The sequence below is a fragment of the Deferrisoma palaeochoriense genome, assembly GCF_054656955.1.
The window spans coordinates 51,472-66,248 of record NZ_BAAHXI010000013.1 but is presented as its reverse complement, the minus strand read 5'-3'; the positions used below and the strand labels follow the sequence as shown (position 1 = coordinate 66,248).

General features: G+C 70.0%; 16 protein-coding genes. All 16 read right to left on the bottom strand.

Annotated elements, in window-relative coordinates:
- Window positions 1-229 precede the first annotated feature (229 nt).
- The gene (locus ACYQ8L_RS05685) at window positions 230-1,180 is read right to left on the bottom strand and encodes a sugar phosphate isomerase/epimerase family protein (protein WP_459940810.1); all 951 of its coding nucleotides are present in this window, start codon (window positions 1,178-1,180) and stop codon (window positions 230-232) included.
- A gap of 370 nt (window positions 1,181-1,550) precedes the next feature.
- Window positions 1,551-2,639, bottom strand: coding sequence for a flagellar biosynthesis protein FlhB (gene flhB, locus ACYQ8L_RS05680; RefSeq protein ID WP_459940809.1), 1,089 nt, complete (start codon window positions 2,637-2,639; stop codon window positions 1,551-1,553).
- 6 nt (window positions 2,640-2,645) lie between these two features.
- Window positions 2,646-3,419 (bottom strand): flagellar biosynthetic protein FliR, encoded by a 774-nt coding sequence (gene fliR / locus ACYQ8L_RS05675; protein WP_459940808.1) that lies wholly within the window; start codon window positions 3,417-3,419, stop codon window positions 2,646-2,648.
- Between the two features lie 350 nt (window positions 3,420-3,769).
- The gene (gene fliQ, locus ACYQ8L_RS05670; protein ID WP_459940807.1) at window positions 3,770-4,039 is read right to left on the bottom strand and encodes a flagellar biosynthesis protein FliQ; all 270 of its coding nucleotides are present in this window, start codon (window positions 4,037-4,039) and stop codon (window positions 3,770-3,772) included.
- Window positions 4,036-4,779 carry a flagellar type III secretion system pore protein FliP gene (gene fliP / locus ACYQ8L_RS05665; RefSeq protein ID WP_459940806.1) on the bottom strand — a complete coding sequence of 248 codons (744 nt, stop codon included), beginning with the start codon at window positions 4,777-4,779 and terminating at the stop codon, window positions 4,036-4,038. Before fliP ends, fliQ begins: the two co-directional genes overlap by 4 nt.
- Window positions 4,776-5,696, bottom strand: coding sequence for a flagellar biosynthetic protein FliO (locus ACYQ8L_RS05660; RefSeq protein WP_459940805.1), 921 nt, complete (start codon window positions 5,694-5,696; stop codon window positions 4,776-4,778). Before ACYQ8L_RS05660 ends, fliP begins: the two co-directional genes overlap by 4 nt.
- On the bottom strand, window positions 5,693-5,980 hold the full coding sequence (locus tag ACYQ8L_RS05655; RefSeq protein WP_459940804.1) for a FliM/FliN family flagellar motor switch protein: 288 nt from the start codon (window positions 5,978-5,980) through the stop codon (window positions 5,693-5,695). Before ACYQ8L_RS05655 ends, ACYQ8L_RS05660 begins: the two co-directional genes overlap by 4 nt.
- Window positions 5,981-5,987: 7 nt before the next feature.
- The gene (locus ACYQ8L_RS05650; protein WP_459940803.1) at window positions 5,988-6,443 is read right to left on the bottom strand and encodes a flagellar basal body-associated FliL family protein; all 456 of its coding nucleotides are present in this window, start codon (window positions 6,441-6,443) and stop codon (window positions 5,988-5,990) included.
- Between the two features lie 103 nt (window positions 6,444-6,546).
- A complete protein-coding gene (locus ACYQ8L_RS05645; RefSeq protein ID WP_459940802.1) occupies window positions 6,547-8,025 on the bottom strand; it encodes a flagellar hook protein FlgE in 1,479 nt (492 codons plus the stop codon).
- Between the two features lie 2 nt (window positions 8,026-8,027).
- The gene (locus tag ACYQ8L_RS05640; RefSeq protein WP_459940801.1) at window positions 8,028-8,567 is read right to left on the bottom strand and encodes a flagellar hook assembly protein FlgD; all 540 of its coding nucleotides are present in this window, start codon (window positions 8,565-8,567) and stop codon (window positions 8,028-8,030) included.
- 15 nt (window positions 8,568-8,582) lie between these two features.
- Entirely contained in the window at window positions 8,583-10,226 is a 1,644-nt protein-coding gene (locus ACYQ8L_RS05635) for a flagellar hook-length control protein FliK (RefSeq protein ID WP_459940800.1), read from the bottom strand.
- An 81-nt stretch (window positions 10,227-10,307) separates the two neighbouring features.
- Window positions 10,308-10,859, bottom strand: a complete 552-nt coding sequence (locus ACYQ8L_RS05630) for a MotE family protein (protein WP_459940799.1) — start codon at window positions 10,857-10,859, stop codon at window positions 10,308-10,310.
- Window positions 10,849-11,310: a flagellar export protein FliJ gene (gene fliJ, locus ACYQ8L_RS05625; RefSeq protein WP_459940798.1), complete on the bottom strand. Its 462-nt coding sequence runs from the start codon at window positions 11,308-11,310 to the stop codon at window positions 10,849-10,851. The genes ACYQ8L_RS05630 and fliJ overlap by 11 nt, the downstream gene beginning before the upstream one ends.
- Before the next feature lies 1 nt (window position 11,311).
- The gene (locus ACYQ8L_RS05620; RefSeq protein ID WP_459940797.1) at window positions 11,312-12,649 is read right to left on the bottom strand and encodes a FliI/YscN family ATPase; all 1,338 of its coding nucleotides are present in this window, start codon (window positions 12,647-12,649) and stop codon (window positions 11,312-11,314) included.
- Window positions 12,646-13,386, bottom strand: a complete 741-nt coding sequence (locus ACYQ8L_RS05615) for a FliH/SctL family protein (protein ID WP_459940796.1) — start codon at window positions 13,384-13,386, stop codon at window positions 12,646-12,648. The genes ACYQ8L_RS05620 and ACYQ8L_RS05615 overlap by 4 nt, the downstream gene beginning before the upstream one ends.
- 363 nt (window positions 13,387-13,749) lie before the next feature.
- Entirely contained in the window at window positions 13,750-14,775 is a 1,026-nt protein-coding gene (fliG, locus tag ACYQ8L_RS05610) for a flagellar motor switch protein FliG (protein ID WP_459940795.1), read from the bottom strand.
- Between the last annotated feature and the right edge of the window lie 2 nt (window positions 14,776-14,777).

The following is a 14,777-nucleotide window of genomic DNA, read 5'->3' as shown; positions in this document are numbered from 1 at the left end:
CCCCCCTCACCCCGGCCCTCTCCCCCCCGGGGGGGGAGAGGGGGCTAGGCGCGGGCCTTCGGCCCGGATCGCGCCTTGGAAGGCGCTCCCACTGTCAGGAGCCAGACGTCAGACGACAGATGCCAGGGAAAACCTGTCCACTGTCCACCTTGCTCTGGTCCCTGGCACGGGCGCCACTGCCACAACCGCACCCGTGCTTTTTACCCTAACGGCCCGGGGGCGCGAAACCTTACGGGGCGGGGGTGGTGCCGAGCCCGGGCGGGCAGGCCTCGAACCGCTCCCGGGCGGCGAGGACCGCGGGCTCGGGGGAGCGGGGGTGGATCTCCAGGACCCGGGGCCGGTCGGCGCGAAAGTGGGGGGCCAGGGGCGCGAAGTCGAGTTCGCCCTCCCCCGGGGCCCGGTGGTCGTCGAGGCCCACGGCGTCGTGGAGGTGGAAACCGGCCACCCGGTCCGCGAACCGTTCCAGGAGTTCCTCGGGGCCCTCCTGGAACCCGAGGCAGGTCTGGGCCGCGGCGTGGCCGGTGTCGTGCCAGTAGCCCAGGGGGGCGCCGTCGAGTTCCCGGAAGAAGAGCGCGAGTTCGTCGGCCGAGGGGATCTCGGCCGGGTGGTAGCGGTTCTCGAGGCCCAACACGACGCCGCGGCGTAGGGCCTCGGCCGCGAGCCGGTCGAGGCTCGAAAGGGCCGCGTCCCGAAACCGCGGGGCCCACCGCTCCCGGGCCTCGGCCACGGCCCGGCGCAGGTCTTCGTAGCCGGGGCCGTCGCGGCCGGCCTCGCGGAACCGCCGCTCCAGGTCGAGGGGGTCGGGCTCGCCCGGCCACTCCACCGCGCCCACGTGCACCACGACCACAGGCGCCCCCAGATCCTCGGCCCAGGCCAGGCTCTCGGCCACGAGCCGCACGGCGGCGCGGCGCTCGTCGGGGTCGGGGGAGGTGAGCTTGGGGCCCTCCAGGTGGGCCCGGCGGGGGTCGGCCCAGGGGTCCCGGGGAAAGGGGGCGTGGACGGAGGCCACCGCGATGCCGGCCGCGGCGAGCACCGGCCGCAGCGCGCGCATCTGCTCGGCCGTGACCCGGTAGTCGATCTCCACGGCCCCAAACCCCAGGCGCCGGAGGCCGTCGGCCATGTCGGCGCCCGCGGGCTCGGGCGATCGAAGCGTGAAGTACGCGGTGGACAGGGCAACCATGGGAACCTCTCGTTGGCCGGCGGCTGGGCGGTTTGGCGGCTCGGCGGCCGGCCCATCCGGCCGGAACCGTAACTGGTGAAAAGAATCCGAATGGAGCGGGTTTCGGGCCTGGGGCCCGTGGCCCCCTCACCCCGGCCCTCTCCCCCTGGGGGGAGAGGGAGACAGACGGCACGGCCATCCTGCCGGCACGAAGCGGTTCCCGCTCCCCTCGTGGGAGGGGAAAAGGGTGCCAGGGGCGGGCCTTCGGCCCGAGTCGCGGCGTAGACGCCGCTCCCACGGTCGGGGGCCAGAAGTCGGAGGACAGAGGACAGGAAAAGCCCTGTCTTCTGTCCTCCGTTCACCTATCCCTGACACAGGCGCGCCCAGCCGCCTAGCCGCCTGGCCGTCCCTCCCCTCCGGGGAGTTTTCCGGTGAGCCGGTACACGTGGGCCAGGATCTCGGCCACGGCTTGGAAGAGATCCACCGGGATCCGATCGCCGGGCTCGGTTTGGCGGTAGAGGGCCCGGGCGACGGGCGGGTCCTCCACCACGGGCACCCCGTGCTCCCGGGCCACCTCGAGGATCTTCTCGGCCACCTTGTCGGCACCCTTGGCCGTGACCTCGGGTGCGTCCATCTCGCCCGGGACGTACCGCAGGGCCACGGCGAAGTGAGTAGGGTTCGTGATGACCACGTCGGACCGGGGCACCTCGGCCATCATGCGGCGCCGGGCCATCTCCCGCTGGAGGCTCCGGATGCGGCTGCGGATCAGGGGGTCGCCCTCGGTCTCCTTGTACTCGTCCTTGATCTCCTGCTTGGTCATCCGGATCTTCTTCTCGAACTCCCACCGCTGGAACGCGTAGTCCAGGATCGCGATGGCCACGTACACGAGGAGCACGTTCTTGAGGATGGGGAAGGCCACCCGGAGGAGCAGGAACTCGAGGAGCGTGTTGGGCGGCAGGCCCGCGAGCGACGGGAACTCCCAGAGGTGGCCCTTGAGGGCCAGGTAGGCGGCCCACCCCACGGCCACCACCTTGAGGAGGTTTTTCCCCAGGTCCACGACCTTGGACCACTGGAACAGGTTCTTGAACCCGGTGAAGGGGTTCAGGCGGTCGGGGTTGGGGGTAATGGCCTTGAAGGAGACGAGGAACCCCACCTGGGCCACGTTGCCGGCGATGCCCCCCACCAGGGCCGCGAGGAACACCGGGGCGAGACCGCTCAGGAGGGCCCGGAACACCCGCAGGGCCAGCGTGACGGCGGTGTCCCGGGTAAGCTCGAGCCCGGCCCCAAGCCGGATCACGTCGGCCGTGAGCCCGGCCATCTCCCGGTAGAGGTGCCCCGCCCCCACCCACACCCCGAGCACCCCGGCCCCCAGCACGAAGGCCGTGAGCACCTCGGGGCTCCGGGCGACCTGCCCCTCCTCCCGGGCCTCCCGCCGGCGTTTCGGGGTTGCGGCTTCGGTTCGTTCCTGATCGTCGGCCACCACGGCTTACCCCCACACCCGGCCCAGGGCTTCGAGGGCCCGGAATGCGTCCTGGAGCGCCCGGAGGAACGCCCGGCCCCAGGGCCCCAGCGAGAGCCCCAGCACCGTGAACCCCACGAGGATCTGGAGCGGGAACCCCAGGATCAGCATGTTCATCTGGGGCACGGCCCGGGCGAACACCCCCAGGATCACGTGGGAGGCGAAGATCGCCGCCACCACGGGCGCCGCGAGCGCGAGCCCGAGCCGAAACACCTCGCCGGTGAGGGTCACGAGGGCCTGGGCCACGGCCGCCGAGGTCCACCAGTCGCCCGGCGGCACGGCCCGGAGGTTCGCGGCGAAGGCCTCGATGAGCATGCCGTCGCCCCCCACCGAGAGGAAAAGGAGCAGCGCCAGGATGAACTCGAGCTGGCTCACCACCGAGATCTGGGTCTCGAACTGGGGATCCATGATGCTCACGATCCCGAGCCCCATCTGAAACCCCACGAGCTGGCCCCCGAACTGGACGGCCGCGAACACGAGCCGGGCCACGAACCCGGCCAGGATCCCCACCACCACCTCCCGCCCGGCGAGCGCCGCGACGCCCAGCGTCGTGGCCGGCACCTCCACGGCCGGGGCGAGCCCGAGGCCGGTGAGCCCGACGCTCAGGCCCAGGGCCGCGGCGGCCTTGACCTGCACCGGCACGAACGGGCTCGAGAACACCGGCGCGAAGGAAAAGAGCGAGGCGGTGCGAAGGAGCACCAGGAGGAACGCGAAGAACTGGGCGTCGGTCAGGCCGAACATGGCTGGGCGGCTGGGCGGCCAGGCGGCCGGGCGGGCGGGGAGGCCGGAAGGCTTCGGGTCATCTCGATTCCGACACCTGTCTTCTGTCCACTGGTTCCCGGGGCCTGTCCTCGGGGTTCCCCCCCTCACCCCGGCCCTCTCCCCCCCGGGGGGAGAGGGAGACGGACGGCGCGGGCTTCCTGCCGGCGCAAAGCGGTTCCCCCGTCCCCTCAGCCCTCTCCCCCCTGAGGGGAGAGGGTGCTAGGGGCGGGCCTTGGAAGGCGCGCCCGTTGTCGGGGGCCAGAATTCGGAGGACAGATGTCAGGAAGAGCCCTGTCTTCTGACTTCTGTCCTCTGTCCTCTGCCCCCCGTCACGGTGCGAACCGGTGGAAGCTCAGGAAGAGCTCGGTGGCGTAGCCCAGCATCAGGTTCATGGCCCAGGGGAGCATGAGCAGGAACACCACCACGATGGCCACGAACTTGGGCACGAAGGTCAGCGTCTGCTCCTGGATCTGGGTCACGGCCTGCAGGAGGCTGATGAGCACGCCCACCACCAGCGAGGTCACGAGGAGCGGGGCTGAGAGTATCAGGGTCAACTCCACCGCCCGCCGGGCCAGGGCCAAGACGTCGTCCGGGGTCATCCGAGAATGCTCCTCGCCAGGCTCCCCACCACCAGGTTCCAGCCGTCCACGAGCACGAAGAAGATGATCTTGAACGGGAGGCTCACCATCATGGGCGGCAGCATGAACATGCCCATGCTCATGAGCACGCTCGCCACCACGAGGTCGATCACCACGAACGGGATGTACAGAAGAAACCCGATCGTGAACGCGGTGCGAAGCTCGCTGATCACGAAGGCGGGCACCAGGGCCGCGAAGGATACCTCCTCGGGGCTCCGGGGCCGGGGGCCCCCGCCGAGCCGCACGAAGAGCGCGATGTCCTTTTCCCGGGTGTGGTCCAGGAGGAACCGCTGCACCGGCGGCCGGGCCCGCTCCAGGGCCTCGGCCTGGGTGATGCGGCCGTCCAGGTAGGGGGCGAGCGCCCCGTCGTACACCTGGTTCCAGGTGGGCGCCATGACGAAGAAGGTGAGAAACAGCGCGAGCCCCACGAGCACCTGGTTCGGGGGCATGGCCTGGGTGCCCAGGGCGTTCCGGAGGAACGAGAGCACCACGATGATGCGGGTGAACGAGGTGAGCAGGATCAGGATGGCCGGTGCCAGGGTCAGCACCGTCAGCAGAAAGACGATCTGGAGGGTGAGGCTCACGTCCTGGGGGCCGGCGGCCCGGTCGAGCCCGAACCGGAAGGCCGGCAGGGCGAACTCCTGGGCCTGGGCCGCGCCGGCCCACCCGAGCGCCAGCAGGGCCGCGGCCGCGCCTCTCACGTGGGCTCCCCCGGTCGGGGCCGGCGCCGCAGCGCCGCGAGCCGCTCCTCGGGCGAGGGCTCGGGGGCGGGCTCATCGGCCGGCCCGGGCTCGGGCTCCCCGGACTCCAGGTCCACCCGGCGGCGGAGCTCGGCCTCGAAGGGGCTCTCCAGGAACCCGTAGCGCTCATTGAGGCGCTTTATGGCGTCGGGGTCCCGGATCTCGGCGATGGGCCGGATGCCCTCGGGCCCCTGGGCCAGGAGCCACACGAGCCCCCCGGTTTCCACCAGGAGGAGCCCCTGCCGGGGGCCCAGGGGCCGGGTGGCCAGGACCCGGATGGGGCCGGTGCCCCGCCCCAGGCCGGACCGGCGGCCCAGGACCATCCGGGCCACCCAGACCCCGCCGCCGATCAGGGCGAGCACCAGGAAGAACCCCGAAAGGATCCGAAGCCACGCCCCGCCTGCCGCCGGGGGCGCCTCCTCGGGCCGGTCCAGGTACTCGGCGAGGTACCGGCCGGCCTGCCGCGGGGCCTCGGGCTCCGCCGCCGGGGGCGCCGCCGGCTCCTCCCGCACGGCCGGCTCCTCCGGCACGGCCTGCGGTGCCGGGGCCGCCGGTTCCGTCGCCGGCTCGGCCGGCGTCTCCGGGCTCGGGGCCCGCTCGGCCGCCGGGGCCTCCTGGGGCTCCGGGGCGGCCGGGGGCAGGGGTTTGAGGCTCCGGGTCACGACCCACCCGGTGCGGCCGTCGAACCGGATCCGGGTCCAGCCCGCCCGCTCGTCCAGGGTCTCGACCCGGGCCCCCTTGTCCAGGCGGGCCACCTTGCGGCCCTTGGGGGCCGACCGGACGTTCACGTACCCGTACTCCCAGTCCACCACGGCCTGGCCGGCCCAGGCGGGCAGGGCCGCGAGGAGGGCCAGGACCACCAACCCGAGCCGCCTCACGGTTCCCCCCCCACCACCTTGGTCAGCCGGGCCCAGAGCCGGTCCTTGATGATGATCACCTCGGCCCGGGCGAAGATCTCGCCGTCGAGGCTCAGGTCCATAGGTTCCCCCGAAAGCTTCTGGGTCACCACGAGGCTTCCCACCTCGAGCCCCAGGAGGTCCCGCAGGCGCATCCGCGCCCGGCCCACCTCGACGTTGAGCCGAAGGGGCACGTCCTTGAGGATGCCCCAGTCGCGCTGGACCGGGGACGGTTCGGGGGGCCGGTTTTCGTCCGGTTGGGCCATGGGCACCCTACTGCACCACGAACTCGGTGAAATACACCTCCACCACCCGGCCGGTGCCGAGGAAGGAGTTCAGCCGGTGGAGGATCTCGTTGCGGAGCTTTTCCTTGTCGGCCACGGTCACGAGGTCGGCCGAGGTCTTGCTGGACAGCAGGGTCAGGAGCGCGTCGCGCACCTTGGGCCGCAGGGTGTCGAGCTCGGCGCTCACGGCGTCGCCGTCGAGTTCGAGCTGCATGACCACCTTGAGGAACCGGGGCCGGCCCGGGTCCGCCAGGTTCACGAGGAACGGATCCAGGGGATAGATGGGGCCCAGGGTGACCTTGGGCTGGGGGGGCGGCGGAGCCTGTTCGGCCTCCTCCGGGGGAGGCGCCGCAAAAAACATCTTGTACGCGAAAAACCCCCCTCCCGCGAGAACCAGGAGGAGCACCACGCCGCCCACGATCAGGATGAGCTTTTTCTTGTTCATGGCGCCTTCCTTTACCACGGCCGCACAAATCCAGACAAGGCGAGAGGGGGCGAGCCCGCCCGGGCCCGCCCCCTCTCCTCATCGCCCCGAGTCCGAAAAATCTTTACCGCTTGAGGGCCAAGAGGTCCTGGAGCATCTCGTCGCTCGTGGTGATGATGCGGGAGTTGGCCTGGAAGCCCCGTTGGGTCACGATCATGTCGGTGAACTCCCGGGTGAGGTCCACGTTGGACATCTCGAGGAACCCCGAGGCCAGAGTCCCCGCTCCCTCGGAACCTGGGACCACCGGGGGAAAGCCCGACCCCGATGTGGGCGACTCGGCGAAGAGCCCATCGCCCACAGCCAGCAGTCCTTGGGGGTTCGGAACGAGCCCCAGGGCCACCCGGGCGATCTCTTCGGTGGTACCGTTCTCGAAAATGCCCACAATGGTCCCATCGCGGCTCACGGTAATATTCTCCAACATGGCCCCCCCTGCGGCCGTTGTCGTGATTGTGAAATAGTCGCCCTCGTTCGGCCCCGCCCCACCAGCCAGGAACCGTGGGGTTGCCGTAGGTTCGGCCGTACCGCCGCCCCCACCCGCCGCCGTAACCATGGCGGACGCTTCGGGGTGGGCAGCGATGGCAGCTGCAACATCGGCCTCCGTGCTCGTGACCCGCCCGAGGTTGTCTGTACCGAGACTGACTGTGATCTTATTGCCACTCACGCTCACACCAAGGCTCCGATTCGGGCCCTCTTTCACCAACTCCACCTGAATGTCATTACCCCCCGCCCCGTACTCAACGGCGGTGATCACTATTGCATCCCCATCACCATTAGTATCCAGTGATAGACTTGCCTGCGCCGGAGTCCCGCCGTTTACGACAAACGTACCGAGATTCGGATCGCTGAAAGTCTCTCCGACCAACACTTTCGTAGGTAATTCACCCGTACGAGCACCGGTGATGGTAAATTCACCTATCGAGGCGTCCGTGCACTCGATCCTCCATTCGTCGGTCACGGTTGTCGGAAACGTGGTCACCGGACCAATGGAGGCGTCCCCTCGGTTCGGTCCACTCACGGCCGGGGTTGCGCTTGCAACGACGTTTGTGATCATTCCGTCTCCACGGCGATCTAGATTAATAAACTTCAACTCATCTCTAGCCGGATCTACTAGACCGTCGTTATCCGTATCCACCCATCCAAGAACACGATGTCCAGCGTTGGTAACTAAATTAAAGTTATCATCCACCTGGAAGGCCCCGGAACGCGTGTAAAAATAGTCCTCTCCCTGTCCGACCACAAAGAATCCCTGCCCCTCAATCGCCAAATCCAGATTATTTCCAGTCGATTGCAGGGCCCCCTGCCCCATGTTCCTGTCTATTGCCGTCAGCGTCATCCCCAAACCCAACTGAATTGGGTTCCGTCCACCGGAACCTTGCGATCCTTTGCGAGCGGCCTGCACTACATGGCTCAACGTATCCGAAAAAATAGCTCGACTGCTCTTAAATCCCGGCGTGTTTACGTTGGCTATATTATTCCCGATCACGTCCATAGCCTGTTGGTGGTTCCGCAGAGCTGATACTCCAGAATAGAAGGATCGAAACATGGCTACACCTCCTGTTCCGCAGAGAGATGATTGTCATCTTCCGTCAACGTTTGCGCTTCCATCTCATCGCCTTCACTCCCATACCCAGTCACAACTTGTTCACCAGAAACTAACTCATCAACCACATCCACAACATCGGTCAGAGGCACTGTGTACCCACTGTCCAACCCCAACAAAACTTCTTCTGCGTTCCCAAATGTTACTGATACGACACGACCACTTACTGTACCATCTTGTTCTTCGGTCCGGACTGTAACAACTCGGCCAAGATATCCTGCCACTGTCGCCCGTTGAAGAAGTTCGGTGCTTTTGACCGCGGTCTCAGCTCGTTTGTTCAGATTCACGAGTTGCTCAACAGTTGAAAACTGTGCCGTCTGAGCAAGGAACTCCTCGCCCCCGGTCGGGCTCAATGGATCCTGATACTTCAACTGTGATACAAATAGCTTCAGGAAATCCTGAAAATCAGCAATGGTCACATTCTTACTTCCTTCTACATTCTTCTGCGAATCAGGAATCTGTTGAGCGATTGCTCTTACATCCATGGCGAACCTCCTTCGTCAGATCCGGGTCTCGAACCCCCAGGGCATCCAGGCCGACCGCACCGCCACCTCGTCGTCGAGGGGGTCCGGCGTGGCCCTCCGGCGGCCCCGGGGGCGGGGATCCGGCCGGTCACCGGGACGGCCATCGCCCCGGTCGAACTCCACGGCTACGTGGACCAAGGGAACCTGCCTCGTCTCGGCCGCGGCCCGAAGCGCCGGCAGTTCGTTCAAGAGCAGTTGGTGGGCCTGGGGGGTTTCGACCCGGATGTGGGCCGCGACCCCCCCGGCCTCCCGGGCCACCTCCACGTGAACCCGGCCCAGGTGCGCGGGCTCGAGTTGCACGGTCATGCGGTCGGAGCCGGTGCGGATGGCCACCCGCACGGCCCGGGACACCTGGTCCACGGCCGGGGGTGGCTGAGAGGGTCGGGGGGCCGTGGGCTGGACCGTGTGGGGCTTCATTGGGGCCGCCGCATCGGCTTCTGCAACGACGTGTAACGACTTCGGGTCGGCCCCACCGGCGGTTTGCTCCCGGGAACCCGGCCTCGGTTCCTCCCGGGAGACGGCGGCGAACTCCCCCCCGGTGCCCGACACATCCGGGGGAGAAGCGGCACGGCACTCCGCGGTCCGCATCGCCTCGGCCCCCCCTTTTTCGATCGGTGGAACCCCGTCTTCGACGCACGCGGACGGCCCGCCCCAGGCTTCGCGGAGCCGCCCAGCCATGAACTCGGCCGCGGCGTTGCTCGGGGCGTCCGTCTTCCCCTTTGACTCCGGACGCACCGGGAGGAAATCTTTGAGGTGGGCCCGCGCAGTCTGCTGTGGTTGATCTTCGACAAATGCACGTGCCCCCTGGTTCACACGGTCCGTGCTCGGGGACACCCCGGGAGCTAGTGTGGTCCTGGGGCCGCCGGGGCCGGGTATCATGTCGTACACCCTTGGGGTCCGTTCCCTGGAGGGCTCCGCCCGGTTCGCGGCCTCTGGCCGGGCGCCCGCGACGAGTCCCTCCGGCCCCCCGCCTTCCGGGGTCGCCGGGGAGGCCGAGCCGGGTCCCGGCGCAGGCCCCGCCCCCTCGGCCTTCGCCTCGGCGGCCTTGGGCAGGACGCCGTCCGCGCCGCGCGGAACGGCGCCGCCGGGCCCCTTGCCCCCCTCCCTGGCGGCCGGCGGGGCCCCCCGGGCCCGGCGCAGCCAAAACCCCCAGAGCCGCTCGGCCCTGGGGTCGGCCGGGGCCGGGACCCGGCCATCCGGTTCGGCGTCGGGTTCCGGCTTCGTCAGAGTCGGGAGGTCCACCGCCCGGGGGGAACCGAGGGGCGGCCGCGCCGGCTCCGCGCCGGCCCCCGCGGTCTCGCCCGAGGGCAACCCGGCCTGGTCCGGCACCGGCGCGGGGGTCGGCACCGCCAGGACCAACGCGAGCCCCCCGGGGTCGGGTTGGACCGCCCTCGACCCGGGGTCCTGGGGCGCCGGATCGCCGGAGGCGTCCTCCGGGGCGGGGACGTCCTCCGCCGGCGCGGGCACGGCCTCTGGGGGCAGGGGTTCGGCCCCGGCCTCGGCCGAGAGCCGTTCCGCGAGCACCGCCCAGAGGTCGGGAAACCCTTCGGGGGCGGCGGGCTGCCGGCCGGTCGTACCGGGGTCGGGCAGGGGCACGATGGCCACGGGCACCACGTCCATGGGGCACTCCTTTGCCGCTGGGGCCCTCGCAGGGGGGCCGGGGGACGTCGGTGCGGGGCGATCGCGGGGTGGGGAGGCGGGCTACTTCTTCGCGGGCGACGGGTTGGAGGAGGCTCTCCCTTCCTCCAGGCGGTGGGTCAGCTCCCGGACCCGGTCCTTGTCCATGAGGTCGAAGATCTTTCCCACGGTCCGGCCCGGCAGGCGCTCCAGAATCGCCACCGCCATGTCGTCCTCCAGACCCGACAGGGCCTGGGCGGCCTCCCGGGGCTTCATGGCCCCGTACACCTTGGCGATCTGGTCGAGCCGCTCGTCCTCGGCCTTCTCCCGCCGGGCGATGGCGGCCTCGACCTCCCGCTTGAGGGCCTCGAGCCGGCCGGCCTCCTCGACCAGAGCCTGCCGGGCGGCGTCCACGGCCCTCCGGAGCGCCTCCAGGGATTCCTCCTCCTGCGCGAGCTGCTGGCGGCGCTCCTCGATTCGCCGATCCAGCTCTTGCAAGAGGCGGGCCTTCGCCTGGAGAGTTTGGGGATCTTCTTGTTTTTCCTGGGACTCCTGCCCAAAAACAGGGGTCCCGAGGGCGAGCACGAGCCCGAGCAGGGCGGCCGCGGGGGCCAGAAATCGGACCTCACGGGCCATGGGGTTCCTCCTCCCCGAGGGGCCGGCGGGTCAGGGCCACCTCATCCAGGATCTGGGTCTCCCGGCGGCGCTCGGCCTCCTTCCACCGGGCCTCCTCGCGCTCCCGCAGCTTCTCCAGGGCCTCCCGGGCCTGGTGGGCCTGGAGGAGCGCCTCGTGCTCCCGGCGCACCCGGTCCTCGGCCGCGGCGAGCCCGGCCTCGGCCTCCCGGAGCCGACGCCGCACCCCGGCCACGTGGGAGGCGTGGAGAAACAGGTCGTCGGCGCTCATCTCCCCCTTGCGCTTCAGGGCGTCGAGCGCCTCGTTCGCCCGCAAGAGGGCCGCGCGCTGCCGTTCCACCTCCTCGCGGGCGCGGTCGCGTTCCCGCCGGGCCTCGGCGTGGCGCCGTTCGGCCTCCTCCTCCTCCCGGCGGCGGACCGCCAGAACCTTCTCCAGCCGGAACCGGAACGCCACCCTACGTCACCTCGGGAAACATCTCGACCAACCGCGCCACCGCCTGCTCCAGGGTCCAGGACTCCTCGATGCCCTGGGTCAGGAACGAGAGCATCGCCTCGCGCTTCTCCAGGGCCTCGTCCACGGCCGGGTTCGACCCCGGGCGGTAGGCGCCGATGTTGATGAGGTCCTCGGCCTCCCCGTAGGCCGCCAGCAGGCTTTTCATCCGTGCCGCGGCCCGGCGGTGCTCGGGGGACGCCACCTCCATCATGAGCCGGCTCGCCGAGGTCAGGACGTCGATGGGCGGATAGTGGTTCCGCGCCGCAAGATCGCGGGAGAGCACCACGTGGCCGTCCAGGATCGAGCGCACGGTGTCGGCCACCGGGTCGTTCATGTCGTCGCCCTCCACGAGCACCGTGTAGAGCCCCGTGATGGAGCCCTTCCCCCCCTCCCCCATGCCGGCCCGCTCCATGAGGCGCGGCAGGGCCGCGAACACGCTGGGGGTGTAGCCCTTGGTGGTGGGGGGCTCGCCGATGGCGAGGCCCACCTCCCGCAGGGCCATGGCGAACCGGGTCACGGAGTCCATCAGGAGGAGGACGTCCATGCCCTGGTCGCGGAAGTACTCGGCCACGGTGGTGGCCACCAGGGCGCCCCGGGCCTTCACCAGGGGAGATTTCTCGGAGGTGCTCACCACCACGACCGAGCGCCGGAGGCCCTCCTCCCCCAGGTCGCGCTCGATGAACTCGCGCACCTCCCGGCCCCGCTCGCCGATGAGGGCGATCACGTTCACGTCGGCCGAGGTGTTGCGGGCGATGATGCCCAGGGTGACGCTCTTCCCCACCCCGCTCCCGGCGAAGATGCCCATGCGCTGGCCCTTGCCCAGGGTGAGGAGCCCGTCGATGGCCTTGATGCCGGTGGACAGGGGCTCCTGGATCCGGGCCCGGGCGATGGGGTTGATGTCCTTGCCGTAGAGGGGGTACTTGCGGCGGCACCGGGGCGGGCCCTTGCCGTCGATGGGGTTCCCCGTGCCGTCGATCACGCGGCCCAGGAGCTCCTCGCCCACCTGGCACAGGCTCTGGGTTCGGGTGGCCACCACCCGGCTCCCGGGCTGGATGCCCCGCATCTCCCCGTAGGGCATAAGCAGGATCCGGCCCTCCCGGAACCCGACCACCTCGCAGGGGATGGCCCGGGTGCGCTCGAGTCCCCCCTGCTCGGGGTACACGAGGCAGATGTCCCCCACGGGGGCGGCCGGCCCCGAGGCCTCCACCACCATGCCCACCACCTGGAGCACCTTGCCGTAGGGGCGAAGGAGGTCGGCCTCCCGGACCGCCTCGATCTCGGGGGAAAAATCGAGCCTCATGCGTTCCCCCGGAGCACCCGGACGAGCTCCTCGAGCTGGGTTTCGAGGCGGGCGTCGATCTCGGCCGTGGGGGTCTGGACCCGGCACCCGCCCCGGCCGACCGACGGGTCCTCCACCACGGTGAGCTGGCGGATCCCGTCCACGGTTTCGAGGAACGCGGGCTTCGCGTCCACCACGGCCTGGAGGTCGTCGGGGTGCACCCGGACGGTCACGCTCTCCCGGTCGGCGATGGCCTGGAGCGCCCGCTCGGTCACGTACACCACGGCCTCCTCGCACTGCTCGGAAAGGGGCCCGAGGATCTTCCGCACCAGGGCCAGGACGAGCTCCAGCACCTGGGCCCGGCCCTCCTCGTAGAGCCGGGGCTTCCACCCGGCCAGCTCCCGGAGCAGCCCCTCGAGGGCCTCGATCCGCTGGGCCGCCTCCTCCCGGGCCCGCTCCCGGCCCTCCCGGAACCCCTCCTCCCGGGCCGCCTCCCGCAAGGCCTCGGCCTCGGCCCGGGCCCGGGCGAGGAGGGCCTCGGCCTCGGCCCGGGCCGCCTCCCGGGGGTCGGGGCCGGGGGCCTCCCCGCCGGGGGCCTCGGGTTCGGGCCCCGCCGCGGCGGGGGGATCCCGTTCCGGGGGAGCGCTCTCGTCCAACTCCAGAGGCCGGAACGGGCGCACCTTTCCCTTGGGGCCGGCCGGGTCGCCGGAGTCGTCCCACCGGATCGGGCGAAAGGGCGCGGGGGAATCTTTGGCCATGGAACGCTTCTCGTCGGAAAGCTGGAACGCCAGAAGGCTGGAATCTCCGGCAGGCCGCGGGGCGGCCGGCCCGGAGGTACAAGACCCGTTCGCTTCCGGCTACGAGGGGCCGCGGTGTGGACCACGGGACCGGCGACCGTGCCAGGGGCCAGGTGCCAGGTGCCGGAAGACAGAGGACAGAGGACAGGGGGGTCTGACATCTGCCCTCTGAACTCTGATCCCCGATACGGACCCCGCTCCCACAGGTCGGCTTGGACGGTGACGCCGAAACCCCAAAGGTTTTCCGCCGCCCAGCCGCCCAGCCGCCCAGCCGCCTAGCCGCCTAGCCGCCTAGCCGCCTAGCCGCCTAGCCGCCCAGCCGCCCTAAATGTACTCGTCCTCGTCGCCGCCGGCGAGCACCACCAGCCCCTCCTCCTCGAGCTGGCGCACGATCTCGGTCACCGACGACTGGGCCTCGGTCACCTCGCTCACCCGCACCGGCCCCAGGAAGCTCATCTCCTCCTTGAGGGTCTCGACGGCCCGGGAGCTCATGTTCCGGAAGAACTTCTCCTGGAGCTCGGGGTTCGCGCCCTTCAGGGCCACCACCAGCACGTTCTTGTCCACGCGCTTGAGGATCTCCTGGATCGCCTTGTCGGGCAGGTACTGGATGTCGTCGAACACGAACATGAGCTGCCGGATGTGGGCGGCGAGCTCCGGGTTCTCCTGCTCCATCCTGTCGAGGATGTTCTTGGACTCGTTGCGGCCCATCCGGTTCAGGATCTCGGCCACGGTCTTCACGCCCTGGACCTCGATGGACGAGCCCGCCATGGAGGTGATCTTCTTGTCCAGGATCTCCGAGACCTTCTTCACCACCTCGGGGCTGATCTCCTCCAAGCTCGCCATGCGGCGGGCCACCTCCACCTGGAGCTCGCTCGGCAGGCTCGCGATGGCGTGGGCCGCCTTGGCCGCGTCGAGGTGCGACAGGATGAACGCGATGGTCTGGGGGTGCTCCTTCTGGATGATCTTGCTCAGGAGCCGCGGGTCGGCCTTGCGCAGGTTCTGGAACCCGGGGCCCTGGTCCAGGTACTTCACCAGCCGGTCCAGGATCTCCCGGCACCGCTCGGGCGGCAGGCTCTTGCGCAGGATCTTCTTCGCGTACTCCACGCCCCCCTGGAGCACGTAGGAGCGCGCCAAAGCCAGGGTGTGGAACTCCCCCAGGACCGCCTCGGCCTCCTCCGGGGTGGCCTTCTCCAGCACGGCGATCTCCCGGGTCAGTTCCTGGATCTCGTCGTCCCGGAGGTGGGGGAACACGGCCTCGGTGGCCTCCTCGCCCAGCGCGAGGAACAGGATGGCCGCCTTCCGGAGGCCGGGCAGGGCTTGGGCCGTGGATTCCGGCGCAGCGTCAGGCACCG